The 16,640-nt window shown below is 38.4% G+C and carries 16 protein-coding genes; 11 read left to right on the top strand and 5 right to left on the bottom strand.

The features are described from left to right. The first annotated feature begins 96 nt into the window (after window positions 1-96). Window positions 97-3,636, top strand: a complete 3,540-nt coding sequence (gene smc / locus CCC20_RS02585) for a chromosome segregation protein SMC (protein ID WP_287180416.1) — start codon at window positions 97-99, stop codon at window positions 3,634-3,636. Between the two features lie 85 nt (window positions 3,637-3,721). Here smc and CCC20_RS02580 read toward each other — a convergent pair whose 3' ends face one another. Further along, complete coding sequence (locus CCC20_RS02580) at window positions 3,722-4,534, bottom strand: DUF6287 domain-containing protein (RefSeq protein ID WP_058692400.1); 813 nt, start codon at window positions 4,532-4,534, stop codon at window positions 3,722-3,724. A 167-nt stretch (window positions 4,535-4,701) separates the two neighbouring features. Between CCC20_RS02580 and CCC20_RS02575 the strand changes: the two genes are divergently transcribed. From CCC20_RS02575 to CCC20_RS02560, 4 genes are read left to right on the top strand one after another with little or no spacing between them, the layout of a single operon-like run. Next, a complete protein-coding gene (locus CCC20_RS02575) occupies window positions 4,702-5,499 on the top strand; it encodes a Cof-type HAD-IIB family hydrolase (protein WP_013852107.1) in 798 nt (265 codons plus the stop codon). Beyond that, entirely contained in the window at window positions 5,499-6,317 is an 819-nt protein-coding gene (locus CCC20_RS02570; RefSeq protein WP_003065757.1) for a Cof-type HAD-IIB family hydrolase, read from the top strand. The genes CCC20_RS02575 and CCC20_RS02570 overlap by 1 nt, the downstream gene beginning before the upstream one ends. A 48-nt stretch (window positions 6,318-6,365) precedes the next feature. Beyond that, window positions 6,366-7,787 carry a signal recognition particle-docking protein FtsY gene (gene ftsY, locus CCC20_RS02565; protein ID WP_058692399.1) on the top strand — a complete coding sequence of 474 codons (1,422 nt, stop codon included), beginning with the start codon at window positions 6,366-6,368 and terminating at the stop codon, window positions 7,785-7,787. 6 nt (window positions 7,788-7,793) lie between these two features. Next, window positions 7,794-7,964 (top strand): hypothetical protein, encoded by a 171-nt coding sequence (locus CCC20_RS02560; protein WP_013852105.1) that lies wholly within the window; start codon window positions 7,794-7,796, stop codon window positions 7,962-7,964. A 37-nt stretch (window positions 7,965-8,001) separates the two neighbouring features. Here CCC20_RS02560 and CCC20_RS02555 read toward each other — a convergent pair whose 3' ends face one another. Beyond that, a complete protein-coding gene (locus CCC20_RS02555) occupies window positions 8,002-8,382 on the bottom strand; it encodes a MerR family transcriptional regulator (RefSeq protein ID WP_270619895.1) in 381 nt (126 codons plus the stop codon). A 106-nt stretch (window positions 8,383-8,488) separates the two neighbouring features. Between CCC20_RS02555 and CCC20_RS02550 the strand changes: the two genes are divergently transcribed. Further along, window positions 8,489-9,481, top strand: a complete 993-nt coding sequence (locus tag CCC20_RS02550) for a zinc-binding dehydrogenase (protein ID WP_230321636.1) — start codon at window positions 8,489-8,491, stop codon at window positions 9,479-9,481. Between the two features lie 66 nt (window positions 9,482-9,547). Here the strand turns inward: CCC20_RS02550 and CCC20_RS02545 are convergent, their stop codons facing one another. The 3 genes from CCC20_RS02545 to CCC20_RS02535 are packed head-to-tail and all read right to left on the bottom strand — an operon-like array spanning window position 9,548 to window position 11,402. Beyond that, window positions 9,548-10,360 carry a TIGR03943 family putative permease subunit gene (locus CCC20_RS02545; RefSeq protein ID WP_003065752.1) on the bottom strand — a complete coding sequence of 271 codons (813 nt, stop codon included), beginning with the start codon at window positions 10,358-10,360 and terminating at the stop codon, window positions 9,548-9,550. Further along, window positions 10,360-11,262 carry a permease gene (locus tag CCC20_RS02540; RefSeq protein ID WP_003065751.1) on the bottom strand — a complete coding sequence of 301 codons (903 nt, stop codon included), beginning with the start codon at window positions 11,260-11,262 and terminating at the stop codon, window positions 10,360-10,362. The genes CCC20_RS02545 and CCC20_RS02540 overlap by 1 nt, the downstream gene beginning before the upstream one ends. A gap of 5 nt (window positions 11,263-11,267) precedes the next feature. Further along, window positions 11,268-11,402, bottom strand: a complete 135-nt coding sequence (locus CCC20_RS02535; protein WP_003065749.1) for an SPJ_0845 family protein — start codon at window positions 11,400-11,402, stop codon at window positions 11,268-11,270. Window positions 11,403-11,618: 216 nt separating this feature from the next. Here CCC20_RS02535 and CCC20_RS02530 point away from each other — a divergent pair, with 216 nt between their 5' ends. The 5 genes from CCC20_RS02530 (at window position 11,619) to lgt (ending at window position 16,630) form a co-directional block, all read left to right on the top strand. Further along, window positions 11,619-13,745: a Tex family protein gene (locus CCC20_RS02530; RefSeq protein ID WP_287178922.1), complete on the top strand. Its 2,127-nt coding sequence runs from the start codon at window positions 11,619-11,621 to the stop codon at window positions 13,743-13,745. Further along, entirely contained in the window at window positions 13,732-14,175 is a 444-nt protein-coding gene (locus CCC20_RS02525) for a SprT family protein (protein ID WP_058692393.1), read from the top strand. Before CCC20_RS02530 ends, CCC20_RS02525 begins: the two co-directional genes overlap by 14 nt. Window positions 14,176-14,291: 116 nt before the next feature. Continuing rightward, window positions 14,292-14,570, top strand: coding sequence for a PspC domain-containing protein (locus CCC20_RS02520; protein ID WP_003065742.1), 279 nt, complete (start codon window positions 14,292-14,294; stop codon window positions 14,568-14,570). Between the two features lie 348 nt (window positions 14,571-14,918). Continuing rightward, a complete protein-coding gene (hprK, locus tag CCC20_RS02515) occupies window positions 14,919-15,848 on the top strand; it encodes an HPr(Ser) kinase/phosphatase (protein WP_280521830.1) in 930 nt (309 codons plus the stop codon). After that, window positions 15,848-16,630 carry a prolipoprotein diacylglyceryl transferase gene (gene lgt / locus CCC20_RS02510; protein WP_058692392.1) on the top strand — a complete coding sequence of 261 codons (783 nt, stop codon included), beginning with the start codon at window positions 15,848-15,850 and terminating at the stop codon, window positions 16,628-16,630. Before hprK ends, lgt begins: the two co-directional genes overlap by 1 nt. The last annotated feature ends 10 nt before the right edge of the window (window positions 16,631-16,640 follow it).

Genomic DNA, 16,640 nt, shown 5'->3' with positions numbered 1-16,640 from the left:
ACCTGTCCTAGGTGATATGTGATAAACCTAGGAAAAAGAATGCTAGTTAGATAGCTTCTTTTCGGGAAGGTGATTTGCCTTTTTATCTCTTATTTTATGTATTTAAAAGAAATCGAGATGCAGGGCTTTAAGTCCTTTGCAGACAAGACAACCATTGAATTTGACAAGGGAGTTACAGCTGTTGTAGGTCCTAATGGCTCTGGTAAGTCCAATATTACAGAAAGTTTGCGTTGGGCGCTTGGGGAATCTTCTGCCAAGAATTTGCGTGGTGGCAAGATGCCAGATGTCATTTTTGCAGGAACTGAGAATCGTAAACCATTAAATTATGCTCAGGTTATTGTGACCTTGGATAATTTTGATGGCTTCATTAAAGATGCCAAAGAAACGATTCGTGTAGAACGCCATATTTATCGTAATGGCGACAGCGAGTATTTGATTGACGGACGTAAGGTGCGCTTGCGTGATATTCATGATTTATTTATGGATACAGGCTTGGGACGTGATTCGTTTTCTGTAATTTCACAAGGACGTGTCGAAGAAATTTTCAACAGTAAACCGGAGGAACGTCGTGCTATTTTTGAAGAAGCTGCAGGTGTTTTAAAATACAAGACACGTAAGAAAGAAACCCAAACCAAGCTTAATCAAACACAGGATAATTTGGACCGTCTGGACGATATTATCTATGAACTGGAAACACAAGTGAAGCCATTGGAGCGTCAAGCACAAGTGGCTAAAGAATTCCTTGGCTTGGAAGATGAGCGTAAGCAACTTCATTTGAATATTCTGGTTGAAGATATTCAGGCCGATAAGGAGCGTTTAGCAGAATTAAATCAGTCTTTAACAGCTATTACAGCTGATTTGGCAGCTTATTATGAACAGCGCCAGCAATTTGAAAGACAAAATCAAAACTTGAAAGAAAAACGTCATCAATTGTCTGAAGAAATATCAAGAAGACAAGAAGGATTGCTTGATATTACCAGAGCAATTTCTGACCTCGAGCGCCAAATGGATTTGATTGCCTTAGAATCAAGTCAAAAAGAAGAGAAAAAACAAGCTGCAAGCTCGCAATTGGCTGATTTAAAGGAAAATCAAGCGAGATTAACAGAAGAATTGACACAAAAAGAGCAGCGACTCTCACAATTAGATGCCAAATTAGCCCAGACAACAGCTGATATTCAAGCATTGCAGGCTGAATTAGACCGTTTTTCAACCGACCCAGACCAAGTTATCGAAAAACTTCGCGAAGAGTTTGTTGGGTTAATGCAAAAAGAAGCTGATTTATCGAATAAATTGACAGCAACGATTGCTGATATTGACAATCAAAAACAATTGTTAGAATCAAAATCAGAAGAATTGGCACAAACACAAGAAACGCTAGCAGAAGTAAAATTAACGGCAAAAGAAGCTTTAGAAAACTTTGAAGCAGCTCGTGAAAAAGTCAAAGTCTTGCTTGATGACTACCAAGCATTACACGTGCAAATTGTTCAAGCCGAAAAAGATTACCAACTAGAGCAAACTAAAATGTTTGACAAACTGGATGTTATCAAATCAAAAGAGGCTCGCAAGGCTAGTTTGGAATCTATTCTTAAAAATCACAGCAATTTCTATGCTGGGGTTAAGTCGGTTCTACAGGCGTCAAGTCAGCTAGGTGGTATTATTGGTGCGGTTAGTGAGCATTTGACATTTGAGCGAGATTATCAGACTGCTCTTGAGATTGCACTTGGTGGGTCAAGCCAGCACGTTATTGTCGAAGATGAGGGAGCGGCTAAACGTTCGATTGCCTTTCTAAAGAAAAATCGTCAAGGACGTGCGACATTCTTGCCTTTAACGACTATAAAACCACGTCACTTATCGCAACAAAATCATTCGATTTTGGCTTCAAGTCAAGGTTTTCTTGGTGTTGCAAGTGATTTAGTTTCATTTGATAATCGTTTGGAAAATATCTTCCAAAATCTTCTTGGGGTAACTGCGGTTTTTGACACGGTTGACAATGCTAATAAAGCTGCGCGTGCGCTTCGTTATCAAGTGCGTATTGTAACACTTGACGGTACAGAAATTCGCCCTGGTGGTTCTTTCTCAGGTGGAGCAAATCGTCAAAATAATACCACATTTATAAAACCTGAACTAGATAATCTTATGGTTGAATTACAAGACTTGCAAGCTCAGCAAATCAAACAAGAAAAGCGTGTGCAAGAACTCCAAGATGCTTTGAGAGCTAATAAGGAAACTTTAGCTAGTTTCAAAGCACAAGGAGAGGAAGCGCGTTTTGCTGAACAAAAAGCAGAGCTTGAATACCAACAATTGGCTGAACGCTTGAACGACATTAACCAGCTTTGCGAACGCCTGCAAGAATCAGAAACAGATGGTGGTTCACATGATTTGGAATCACAAAAAACAACACTTGAAGCAGAATTAGCAGAAATAGCTGCGCGTAAACAAACTTTAACAGTTGAAATTGAGCAAATTAAAGAAAACAAAAATACCATTACGCAAAAAGTTGAAGCTTTGCGTCAACAAGTGTCACAAGCAAGATTAACTGAACGTGAGTTGTTGAGTGAGCGTAAATTTGAATCGGCTAACAAAACACGATTAGAAGTTAGTTTAGCTGAAAATAAAGCTGAAATTGCAAAATGCGAGGATTTGTTAGCTTACCATGCTAGCGATAATCAGACTGAAAGTCTGCCAACCTTGCAAAAACAATATGATGTGGGTGTTACTAGAAAAGCTAGTGAAGAAGAGTGCTTAGTTAGCCTCCGTTTTGAATTGGAAGATTGCGAAGCTAATTTAGAAGAGCTTGAAGAACAAGTTGCAAAAGAAAATCAGAAAAACGAAGAATTAATTCGTCAGCAAGCGCAATTAGAAGCTCAAATCAATCAAGTTTCTGACCGCTTGCGTGCCTTCTCACATGATTTGACAGAAGATTATCACTTGACCTTGGACGAAGCCAAGGAAGCTAGTGAACCAATTGATAATATGGAAAGTGCATGTCAACGTTTGCAAGAATTGCGCCGTCGTATCAAGGCATTGGGTCCAATTAACTTAGACGCCATTTCACAATACGATGAAGTGAACGAGCGTTTGACATTCCTTAACGCCCAAAAAGAGGACTTGGTTCACTCTAAGAATCTTTTGCTTGATACGATTAATAATATGGATGATGAAGTGAAAACACGTTTCCAAGTGACTTTCAATGCTATTCGTGATTCATTTAAGCAAACCTTTACTCAAATGTTTGGTGGTGGTTCAGCTGATTTATCACTAACAGAAGGAGACTTGTTAACAGCTGGGGTTGAGATTTCCGTGCAACCGCCAGGGAAGAAAATCCAATCACTTAACCTCATGTCCGGTGGGGAAAAAGCCCTCTCGGCTTTAGCTCTGCTATTTGCCATTATCCGCGTCAAAACCATTCCATTCGTCATTTTGGACGAAGTGGAAGCTGCGCTTGACGAAGCTAATGTGAAACGTTTTGGAGACTACCTCAATCGCTTTGATAAATCAAGTCAGTTCATCGTCGTTACTCACCGTAAGGGAACAATGGCTGCCGCTGATAGCATTTACGGAGTAACCATGCAAGAATCAGGTATTTCTCATATCGTTTCTGTAAAATTAAAAGAAGCCGAAAATCTAGTGGAATGATAAAATCCACTCTTAAGTTTTAGCAAGAATAACGAACAACCTCCCAACTAGAATCAGTTGGGAGGTTTTGTTGTATTCAAAAGTTTTAGTTTGTTACCGCAGTTTCTGTTTGTGATTCTGTTGTTTCGTCAGCTTGGTTGTCTGATGAAGAAGTTGTGAGTGTGTCATCACTTTCTTCTTGACTATCTGAGAGTTCTGCTGTGTCAGATTCGGTTTGTGTGTTCTGGCTGTATTGGTCTGAAATTTTGTAAAAGACATTGCTGACAAATTGGTTAGTTGATTCATAATCAAAACGGCTACCTTGTGTTGCAAATAGGCGGTCACGACCGTAATCAGACGGGTCAGTCTCTGTTATGCCAAAATGCCAGCTAGGAATTTGGCTACCAGCAGCGTAATAATGTAAAATGAAACCACCTCCACTTTCAGTATAAACGTTAGAAATAGCTTCACCGTTTTCATTATAAACAAGAGCAGACAAGATTAATTTGTCGTCAATAATACCTTGTGGTGAAAATTCAAAAGTGTAACCATTAGCGTCCATCCATGTGCCAGCAAGACTTGAGAAATCTGATTGCGCTAGCGCATTGAAATCAAATTGACTAGTCTGTTGACTGACTTGACGGGTGCTAATAAGATTTTCTCCATCTTTTATCAGTTGCTCTGTGACTTGTTTTTCAGTAGGTGCTTTCAGTAAATCCGCGCGTTTGCTAGCAACGTGGTTCTGTGTTTTTGTTGAAGAACTTGTTGATTTTGAAAGTTTTTTCTGAGCGTGATGATGTTGGCTAGAAACCGTAGAAGCGTGGTTGTGATTTGAATGGTATTTTAGAGTAATGACACCGCCACCAACCGCAAGCAGTACCAAACCAGACACTAGGAAGTATGATGTTCCTTTTTTCATTGTAATCCCCTTTATTTTTAACTTCACTATATATATTCGAAAAAGAATTTTAAAAACTGGAAAAAATTTCAGCTTTATTTAGAAGATTGAAAAGAATGTGTTATTAGCAAGAAAATTGCTGTGTTTTTTGCTAAAATAGAGTTATGTAATTCTTTAGGAGTATAATAATGGTAAAATTAGTTGCAGCAGATATGGATGGTACATTTTTAACAAGTAATGGCTATTTTGATAGTAAGCGCCTCCATGATGTTCTAGAAAAATTTAAAAAAAACAATATACTATTTGTCGCAGCGAGCGGACGTTCACTTATGGCTTTGGAAAAAATGTTTGCTGAGCATGCTGATAAAATGGCATTTATTGCTGAAAATGGGACTTTGGTAAAAGTTGGTAAAGATATTGTTTTTGAATCTGGTTTGAGTAAAAAACAATATTTGGAGGTCATTGATACCCTTCTTGAAAGTCCATATATGTTAGGTTATGATTTCCTGTTATCAGGTGAAAGTGGGGCTTATTTACATCCAAAAGCTAGTGATGATTACCTAAATTTTATTAGCAATTATTATGAAAATGTTCAACGTGTGGCTGATTTGGCGCAGGTTGAAGATAATATTTTAAAAGTCACTGCAAACTTTTCAGAAGATACTGTACGTCAAGGCGAAGCATGGTTTAATGAACGCATTAGCTACGCACAAGCGGTGACGACAGGCTTTAAATCTGTCGATATTGTTATCCGTGACGTCAATAAACGAACAGGACTAGAAGCACTTTGCCAAACCTTTAATATGGATAAATCAGAAATTGTAGCGTTTGGCGATAATCTCAATGATTTTGAAATGCTTGATTTTGCTGGGAATGCAGTTGCGACAGAAAATGCTCGACAAGAAATCAAAGACATCTCAAATGAAATCATTGGGCATTGTGATGAGGAGTCTGTCATGGCTTATATGGAAGGATTGGTAGAATAATGGAAGATATTAAATTATTAGCTTTGGATTTAGATGGCACACTTTTTAACAGTCAAAAGGTTGTTTCACCAGAAAATAAAAAAGCTTTGCGAGCAGCACGTGATAAGGGAATTAAAGTTGTTATCACGACTGGACGTCCTTTAAAGGCGATTAGCGGTTTGCTTGAAGAGCTAGATTTGATTTCTGATGAGGACTATATCATCACTTTCAATGGTGGTTTGGTTCAAAAGACAAATGGCGATATTTTAGATAAAAGTGAGCTAACACGTGCGCAGCTCAAGCGTTTACACAGCACGCTTGATCCACTTGCTCTTCCATTTGATGTGCTTAGTGATGGAATTGTTTATAGTCTTGCCAGTCAAGGCAATCAGTCCCTTTACCCACAAGCCAACCCCAAACTTAAATTTGTAGAATTAACTTCTTTTGATGATATTCCTGAAAATATTATTTATAACAAAGTCGTTAGCGTGACAAATCCTGAATTTTTGGACAAGCAGATTTTGCAATTTCCAAAAGAATTATACAATGAGTTTGAAATTTTCAAATCACGTGATATTATATTGGAAATGATGCCTAAAGGCGTCCATAAAGCAGCAGGGTTAAACCAGTTGATTCAGCATTTGAACTTACTCCCTGAAAATGTTATGGCTATGGGAGATGAAGAAAACGACCTCTCAATGCTTAAATGGGCTGGTTTAGGTGTTGCAATGGCAAATGGTGTTGCTATTGCGAAAGAAACAGCTGATGCGGTAACAACACGTACCAATGACGAATCAGGTGTTGCAGAAGCTGTTGAAAAATACATTTTAAATGCGTAATAGAAAGGAAAAGTGGATAAGGTAACCTTATCGATTTTGGTACTTAGTATGGGATTATTTGACCGTTTATTTGGAAATAAGAAAAAAGAAGTTGGGGAGACGGTTGACAGCCAAAGCCAAGAAGAAACACTTCAAGAGGTTGTCGAAACATCAGAACAAACTGAAGCCTCTTCTGATACAGTAAAAGAAAGTGTTGAGGTTTCAGAACAAGCAGAAATCGTCAACGATACTGTGGAAGAAGTTCAAGACGTTGTTAATGTCGATAGCGAAGCTGTATCTGTTGAAACAGAAACGTTTGTTCAGTCTAAAAACAGCGAAACTGTGGTTAAAAATACGGCTAATCAAGCTGAAGAAATTTCAGAAGCAACCGCAGTAGCTAATGAGGTTGAGCCAGACCAACATTTTTCAGATATCATAGCGGATTATTATGCGAAAAAAGCAGCCGCTCAAGAGGCTATTGAACGTGGTGAAGCAGTTACTTTTGAAGCTGTCAAAACACGTCAAGAAACTGAACCAGAAGAAGTAGTTGTGCAAGAAGCAACCGAAACCGAAGAAGAAAAATACAATCGCAGTCTGAAAAAGACCCGTACTGGTTTCAGTGCACGTTTGAACGCGTTCTTGGCTAATTTCCGTCGTGTTGATGAAGAATTCTTCGAAGAACTAGAAGAAATGCTCATTCTTTCAGACGTTGGGGTGAATGTCGCAACACAATTAACAGAAGATTTGCGTTATGAAGCCAAACTTGAAAATGCTAAGAGAGCTGACGATTTAAAACGTGTTATCATTGAAAAATTAGTTGACATTTACGAAAAAGACGGTGTTTTCAACGAAAAAATTAATTTCCAAGATGATTTAACCGTTATGCTTTTTGTTGGGGTTAATGGTGTCGGAAAAACGACATCAATCGGCAAATTAGCCTACAAATATAAAAACGAAGGTAAGAAAGTCATGCTTGTTGCTGCTGATACATTCCGCGCTGGTGCGGTTGCGCAGCTTGTTGAATGGGGACGTCGTGTCGGTGTGCCAGTTGTAACAGGACCAGAAAAAGCTGACCCAGCTTCTGTTGTTTTTGACGGTATGGAAAAAGCTGTCGCTGAAAATGTTGATATTCTTCTCATTGATACAGCAGGACGTCTGCAAAATAAAGATAATTTGATGGCAGAGCTTGAAAAAATTGGTCGTATCATTAAGCGTGTCGTACCAGATGCACCGCATGAAACACTCCTTGCGCTCGATGCTTCAACAGGTCAAAATGCGCTTAGCCAAGCTAAAGAATTCTCAAAAATTACACCGTTAACTGGGCTTATCCTAACTAAAATTGACGGAACGGCTAAAGGTGGTGTTGTTCTTGCCATTCGCCAAGAACTTGATATTCCTGTCAAATTTATTGGGTTTGGTGAAAAAATTGATGACATTGGTGAATTTGATTCTGAAGACTTTATGCGTGGTCTCCTAGAAGGGATTGTTTAAAAGCTAATGTTAGAATTTGTCAAAGAGCATTTATCAACAATTCTCTTAACGTCGTCTACTCTTGTTTTAACAGCCATTTATGCCTTTGAGGCAAACTGGGTTATCATGCTTATTTGGGCATTCGTGTCACTCATAAACATTGGACGGCTAGTTTATGCTTATAAACATACTAGCTAACTATTTCATAGTCAAGAATAGAAATCTGAGCTTTGCCTCAGATTTCTTTATTTTTTTCACAATCAACATTGTCAAGGTAAGCTTCCAACTCATATTTTAATCGGTCATGTTCTTGAATGGCTTGTTGTAATTTTTTATCAGAAACTTGAATGGCTTTTTGTAACAACTTTTTACGGTCGCTAGACTTGGTTGGGTCATATTGGTATTTTTCAAAAAATTGGTGAATTTCTTTGAGAGACATTTGACTTTGTCTAAGAAATTTTATGGCGTACAACCAATGAATAGAAGCTTCATCAAAAATACGGTTGTTATTCTTATCACGTTGTAAACTTGGGATTAATCCAAGGTCACAGTAGTGGCGAATAGTGTGTAAAGTTAGCCTAGTTCGTTTACTAGTTTCTTTAATTGTATATGACATAGTGAAATCCTCTAAAAAATAATAGTAAATAGTTGACTTCGGGTTACCCGAGGGTTCTATAATCATGGTATCAAAAAAAGATTACAAAAGTAAAGGAGAAACTTTTATGGCAACATTAGTTCGTGTTCACGGTCAAGGGATTGACCAGTTACAGTTGGATGAGGTTGAACTTCGTGAATTAGCCTCAAATGAAGTGAGAATGACTGTCAAAGCGAGTCGAATTACTGGCGACCAGCTAAACTACATCAAGGGATTACGTTTGCCAGGAGAAGCTATTCATGAAATTAGCTCTCTTGGGTATGAGGCTGCTGGAATTGTGACTGCTATTGGAAAAGCGGTTGATGAAAAATGGCTTGGTAAGCGAGTTATGCCTGTTGGACCATATGATTTTGAACGTTATCCAAGTTTGGGAGATGATATTATTGTTCCAGCCAGTCGTCTGGTTGAGATTCCAGATAATATAGATTTTGCAGCAGCTGCTAGTACCTGGGTACCATACCTAACAGCTTACCCTGTTTATAGTCAGAGTAATCTAAAATCTGGTGATTACGTGTTGATTATTGCAGGGACTTCTGCTGTTGGTCAAGCGGCGATTGATTTGGCACGTGAATTAGGAGCAATTCCAATTGTGACAACCCGCTCACGCCGTAAAGCAGCGCAACTGCGGCAGCTAAAACAATTGAACCATGTCATTATTAGTAATGAAGAAGATTTGGTTACTAGAATTTCTGAAATTACTGTTGGAAAAGGTGTTCAATTCATTTTTGATCCTATTGGTGGTAATGCATTGCCTGATTTGCTTCAAGTGGCTAGCGTAGGGGCAAAAATTTATGAATATGGCATTCTTGGTGGCAGTGAGTGCCAATTTTCGGCAGGACTTTTGCTTGGTAAAGGTTTAATGCTTAAGGGATGGACAGTAAGTGAACTTGTTGAGGATGACTTGGCAAGAAGCCAAGCGGTGACTCACATTTGTGAAAAATTATCACTTGGTGATTTTAATCCTACTATTGCTAAAACTTACCCTTTAAGTCAGATTTGGGAAGCTTATCGTAAACTTGAAAAGAATGACTTTTTAGGAACGATTATTATTGAACCATGACATAGTAGCATAAGATTCTAATCACCAAGCAAAAACCCCCTTCCAGTTTTGGAGGGGGGCTTGTGTTTAAAAGACACGATAAACATAAGGATTATCAGGTTCACTAGTCTCTTTCATTTCTGTAATATGAAGAACTGGGAGTGTTTGTTCAAGGGTTTGGTTGTATTCGAGGCTGATTGTGCCTGTTGCGGTAATCCAAGTGTTATCAGCGTAGTTTGTATTGTTTCCAGTTGTCAATAAGCCATAAACACCAGAATCCGCAATACAGTGAATGATACCAAAACGGAAAAGGAATTGATAGCCTTCGTGGCCAGGCTCGTTATAAACAAATCCAGTATAAGTAATCTCACGTCCCATAAATTCGTCAGGATAGAGATAGATGAGTTCCATGACTTCCATATAATTTTCGGTTGTGATTTTAAGTTCGCCTGAACCTTTGTATTTTTTGAGTTCTTTCTGCATTTCTTTTTCGTAAGCAGAAGATGTAAAATACAAACTTGTGTCAGGTTTCAGGTATTGGACTGTTGTTCCATCATCACTAACCGTACCAGCAGAACCAGCAGCAAGTGGGAAATTATAGCCTTTGGCAGCCACTGTCGTTGAATCCAGCGTTACCGTAGGAACTAAGAGTCCTACCAAAACTGGAATGACCAAAATCATCGGACTAGTCAGCTTCGCTATTTTTCCATGTAAATGGCTGTGCAATTTCAGGTTTTTCATCCAAATAACCAGTTGAATAACTGCTAAAAGGAATGATAAAACCATGGAAATGTAGGCTAAATAAGCATAGTGAGTATTGATGTATTGATCCAATTTCCCAGAGATTTGAAGATACATGGTTAATTCAAAGTAACCCGCTAAAATTAAAAATCGAATCATCAAATCACCCCCACAAGTAAACAGTAAATAATAATCATCCCAACAGATACTGTGATAAATTGAACGATAAAGCGAGGTTTAAAGGAATTTACCATCATCATTAGGTTTTTAATATCTACCATTGGTCCAATCAAAAGAAAGGCTAGAACAGGTGCTGTACCAAAACTTGATAGCAAGGAAGCTCCGATAAAGGCATCTGCTTCACTACAAAGAGAAAGAATGAATGCCAGTAACATCATGACTAAAATGGCTGTAAGGGCATTACCACCAATTCTGGTCAAAATGCGTGTTGGCAGGTAAATCTGCATTCCTGAAGCTACCAGGGTACCAAAAACCAAATAACGTCCAGTATCAAAAAATTCATCAATTGCGTGCGCAAGAGCTAAGAAAATTTTGCGATACCATGTTTCACCAGAATAATCATGAAAATGTGTTGGTTTAGCATTTTCTTTGAGGATATTTTCATCAACCACAAATCCCAGCATGATACCCAACGTAATAGCAACAATGATGGCACCAAGCAGTCGTAAGCCTAAGAAGCGCCAGCTATTTCCAAAAGCTGAATAGGTGGCAAAAAGGACGATTGGGTTGATAATCGGAGCTGTTGCCAAGAAAGGAACAGCGGTGTAACTAGGAACTTTTTTCTCCAAAAAGCGCGTGATAATGGGAACAATACCACATTCGCAGGACGGAAAGACAAAACCGATAAAAGTTCCAAAAAGGATTCGTAAAAAACGATTTCGAGGTAGAAAACGTTGTACCAAATCAGGCGTAACATAAACCTCAATGAAGCCAGAAAGAATAGTTCCTAGCAAAACAAAAGGCAGTGCCTCGATAATGATTGAAATAAAAATCGCAAACCATTGTAAGACACTAGCAGGTAAATTATTAAAAATTTCCATAAAAATTAATCAGTCGCTTTCTCAGCTTTTTTGTCCTTAACTTTCTTTTCTTTTTCAGGGTCGCTAGAGATTTTAGGAATACTTGCAAAGCTTGCAAACATTGACTCTAAATCATCTTGACGTTTATGTGTGATAGCCATAAGGCACCTCTTTTCTATATGTAATCACCTCTTATTATACTATCAATCCTCAAATAGTACAAAAACTAAGCAGACAAGTTAGCTATTTTAATGCGAAATAGTGTGTCATTTAGATATTTATCTGCCTAAGAAATTGGCGTGAATTTCTCATTATTGCATTTAAAAATCTAAGAGAAAACCTTAGATTCAGCTGATTTATGATATAATAGAAGCACTATGGAAAATGTAACAAAAATTGCTCAAGATTTAAACCTCAAAGAGAGCCAAATTGCCAAAGTTCTAGACTTGACTTCACAAGGAAATACCATTCCTTTCATTGCTCGTTACCGTAAGGAAATGACAGGTAATTTGGATGAAGTACAAATTAAGACTATCATTGACTTGGATAAAAGCATGACAGCTTTAACTGACCGTAAGGCGACTGTTCTTGCTAAAATTGAAGAACAAGGTAAGCTTACTGCGGAACTCAAAAAAGCTATTGAGAACGCTGAAAAGTTGGCCGATGTTGAGGAACTTTATCTTCCTTACAAGGAAAAACGTCGTACCAAAGCCACTATCGCCAGAGAAGCAGGGCTATTTCCACTAGCTCGTTTAATTTTGCAAAATAAACCTTCGCTTGAAGTAGAAGCAGCGAATTTTATAACAGAAGGATTTGAAACAGCTGACAAGACACTTGCTGGCGCTTGTGAAATTCTCATTGAAGCTTTTTCAGAGGACAACCAGCTCCGCTCATGGGTTTACAATGAAATCTGGTCTTACAGCTCAATCATATCAACAGTTAAAGACGAAGCTGCCGATGATAATAAAACCTTCCAAATTTACTACGATTTTTCAGAGAAAGTTTCTAAAATTCAAGGTTATCGTATTTTGGCGCTTAATCGTGGTGAAAAACTCGGCATTTTAAAAGTTGGTTTCGAGCATAACATTGATAAAATGGTGCGCTTCATGGGAGCTCGTTTTAAAAATAAAAATGCTTATATTGATGATGTCATCGCCAAAACGATTAAGAAAAAAATCGTTCCTGCTATGGAACGCCGTGTTCACAGTGAGTTAACAGAAAGTGCAGAGGATGGTGCAATCGAACTGTTCTCCGAAAATCTTCGCAATCTCCTTTTGGTGTCTCCTTTGAAAGGAAAAATGGTGTTAGGATTTGACCCAGCCTTTCGTACAGGAACTAAGTTAGCTGTTGTTGACCAAACAGGAAAATTGATGACTACCCAAGTTATCTATCCTGTTCCACCAGCTAGTCAGGCTAAAATCGAGCAATCGAAAAAAGATTTAGCAGAGCTCATTCGCACATATGGTGTTGAGATTATTGCTATCGGAAATGGGACTGCTAGCCGTGAAAGTGAAGCCTTTGTGGCACAAGCTTTGAAAGATTTTCCTGATGTTTCTTATGTGATTGTCAATGAAAGCGGAGCTTCTGTCTATTCAGCATCTGAATTGGCACGTCATGAGTTTCCAGATTTGACTGTTGAAAAACGCTCTGCTATTTCCATTGCGCGTCGTTTGCAAGACCCACTTGCAGAATTGGTTAAAATCGATCCAAAATCAATTGGTGTCGGACAATATCAGCACGATGTTAGTCAGAAAAAACTTGCCGAAAACCTTGATTTTGTTGTAGATACCGTTGTTAACCAAGTCGGCGTTAATATTAATACAGCAAGCCCTGCGCTATTAGCCCACGTTTCAGGATTAAATAAAACAATTTCTGAAAATATTGTCAAATACCGTGATGAAAATGGACGAATTGCTTCGCGTGAAGACATCAAAAAAGTTCCACGTCTGGGAGCTAAGGCTTTTGAACAAGCAGCAGGTTTCTTGCGTATTCCAGGGGCAGAAAATATCCTTGACAATACAGGCGTTCACCCAGAGTCTTATAAAGCCGTTGAACATTTATTGAAAGAATTAAATATCACAGATTTAGATGATTCAGCAAAAATAAAACTGCAATCTGTTTCAATTGAAACGATGGCTGAAACCATTAATATAGGGCAAGAAACACTTAAAGATATTATTGCTGACCTCTTAAAACCGGGACGTGATTTGCGTGATGATTTTGAAGCACCTGTGCTCCGCCAAGATGTTTTGGATATTTCAGATCTTGAAATTGGGCAAAAATTAGAAGGAACTGTCCGTAATGTCGTTGATTTTGGTGCCTTTGTTGATATTGGTTTGCATGATGACGGCTTGATTCACATTTCACAAATGAGCAAGTCCTTTGTCAAACACCCAAGTCAAGTGGTTTCTGTCGGAGACGTTGTGACGGTTTGGGTTTCAAAAATCGATAAAGAACGTGGAAAAATCAATCTTTCCTTGGTAGATTTACGTGAACTTAACTAATTTTGTCAAAACAGTTTCACGAGAAGATTTCGGAAAAGAATTTCGCCATACGGCACTTTGGAATCCACGTTTGCGGACAACGGGTGGTCGTTTTTTCCCAGCTGATGGGCATTTGGATTTTAATCCCAAGATTTATGAAACATTTGGTGTTAACGTTTTTCGAAAAATTGTTCGCCATGAGCTTTGTCATTACCATTTGTATTTTGAGGGAAAAGGCTACAAGCACGCTGATGCAGACTTTAAAGCATTATTGCAAGCAGTTGATGGTTTGCGTTATGCGCCAGCCATGCCCCAAAAGACGGAAAAATACCTATACCGTTGCCAAAAATGTGGACAAGACTATCACCGAAAATGCCATGTCAATACTCAAAAATATCGTTGTGGACATTGCCATGGCAAGCTCTTAGAAATCAAAACTCGAGAAACGTAAGGTAAACTTCAAAAAAGATTTTTTCTTCAGTATAAAATCAGTCGTAGGACTGATTTTATTTTAAAGGCGATGAGATATAATAACTATAGTGAGATAAAAAGAAGGAAGGGACTAAAATGAAATCAGCTCTTTATAAACAGCGAAAAAATAAACTGGTTTGTGGTGTCTGTGCCGGAATTGCTGATAAGTTTGGTTGGGACTTGCCTTTGACGCGTGTCCTGACAGCATTGCTGATGTATTTTTATGGCTTTGGCATTGTCATTTATATTCTTTTAGCAATTTTTCTTCCTTACAAAGAAGATATCACTCGCGACCATTACGGAACGGGGCCACGCCGACGTAAGGATGCTGAAGTCGTTGATGAAGATGACGACAACGACGGTTGGTTTTGGTAAGAATTGACAGTTCAACTTCAATGTAGCAAAAACTTGACACTTGTAAGGATAACAGGAACTTATAATGGTCTTTCAAAACAGGAGGAACTCAGAGCAACATAGTTGCTCTGGGTTTTTAATTTAGTGGCTCTTTATCAACATGAAACTGACAATATTTTTGAATAAGTCTGCGTGAGCGCTTACTTTTATAGGTTAATGTGATATAATAATGAAAAAAGAGGAAAAGGATTGAACAAAAATTGATGAGAAACTGAAAATAGTTTGTGGTTTAGACAATCTTATTTTCTAAGATTTTCAATTTATTTACATAGTCACGAGGTGATTGGTAAATGGTTCATGGTACATCAAATGTCGGTTACTGTAAAAATGTTGGTGGACAAGGTCAAGCTAGATGTTATATATGGTGATGATAACTTATTAGCTAAAGAAATTACAACATCAGATATTTCACGGCCTGGGCTTGAGATGACAGGGTATTTTGATTATTATTCGCCAGAACGTCTGCAATTGTTAGGGATGAAAGAGTGGTCTTATCTTACTAAGATGTCATCGCATAATCGTCATCAAGTCTTGGCAGAAATGATTAAGCCAGAGACACCTGCTATTATTGTGGCGCGTAATCTAGCCATCCCAGATGAAATGTTGGCAGCCGCTAAAGAAAAAGGTATTGCTGTTTTACAAAGTCATGTGCCAACAAGTCGTTTATCTGGTGAGATGTCATGGTATCTGGATTCTTGCCTTGCCGAACGTACTAGTGTTCATGGTGTTCTTATGGACATTTACGGTATGGGAGTTTTAATTCAAGGTGATTCAGGAATTGGTAAAAGTGAAACAGGTCTTGAGTTAGTCAAACGTGGTCACCGTTTGGTAGCTGACGACCGTGTCGATGTATTTGCCAAAGACGAAGAAACACTTTGGGGTGAACCCGCAGAAATTCTCCGCCATTTGCTTGAAATTCGAGGTGTTGGTATCATTGACGTGATGAGCTTGTATGGTGCTAGCGCTGTTAAAGACTCATCACAAGTTCAATTGGCAATATACTTAGAGAATTTTGAATCCGATAAAATCTTTGACCGTTTAGGAAATAGCAACGAAGAAATCGAGTTATCTGGTGTAAAAATTCCACGTGTGCGTATCCCAGTAAAAACCGGACGTAACGTGTCAGTCGTTATTGAAGCAGCAGCCATGAACTACCGTGCTAAACAAATGGGATTTGATGCAACTAAGACATTTGAGGACCGCCTCACTCAGCTTATTAGTCAAAACGAGGAGAACTAATGATTGATCCAGTTGCTATCCAGTTAGGTTCTATTAGCATTCGTTGGTATGCGATTTTCATTGTTTCGGGATTGCTTCTTGCTGTTTATTTAGCAATGAAAGAAGCACCGCGTCGGAAGATAATTCCTGATGATATTTTAGATTTTATTTTAATTGCATTTCCACTTGCAATTATTGGTGCTCGTGTTTATTATGTCATTTTTGATTGGTCTTATTATGCTGATCAGCCATTGAGCGAAATAGTTGCCATTTGGAACGGTGGCCTTGCTATTTACGGTGGCTTGATTACAGGAGCAATCGTATTATTTGTTTTTTCTTATTACCGAGCAATCAATCCACTCGATTTTTTGGACATTGCAGCACCTGGTGTCATGATTGCGCAAGCTATTGGACGATGGGGAAATTTCATAAATCAAGAAGCTTATGGTAAAATAGTAGATAATCTGAATTACCTACCAGATTTTATCAAGAACCAGATGTATATTGATGGTTCGTATCGTGTTCCGACATTTTTATATGAATCATTGTGGAATTTATTAGGATTTGTGATTGTCATGAGCCTGAGACACCGAGCACGTTTCTTCAAACGAGGCGAAATTGCCTTCTTTTACCTTATTTGGTATGGCTGTGGACGCTTTGTTATCGAAGGAATGCGGACAGATAGTCTAATGTTACTCGGAATTCGAGTATCACAATGGCTTTCTGCTCTACTCGTTTTGATCGGTGTGGTCTTGGTTATCTGGAGAAGAAAACAGAAAGATGTTCCGTATTATCAGGAATAAAAAATAGGTA

Source organism: Streptococcus sp. LMAG:39 (assembly GCF_008680485.1).
Lineage (GTDB): Bacteria > Bacillota > Bacilli > Lactobacillales > Streptococcaceae > Streptococcus > Streptococcus pasteurianus.
This window is presented reverse-complemented; position numbering and strand designations above follow the sequence as displayed.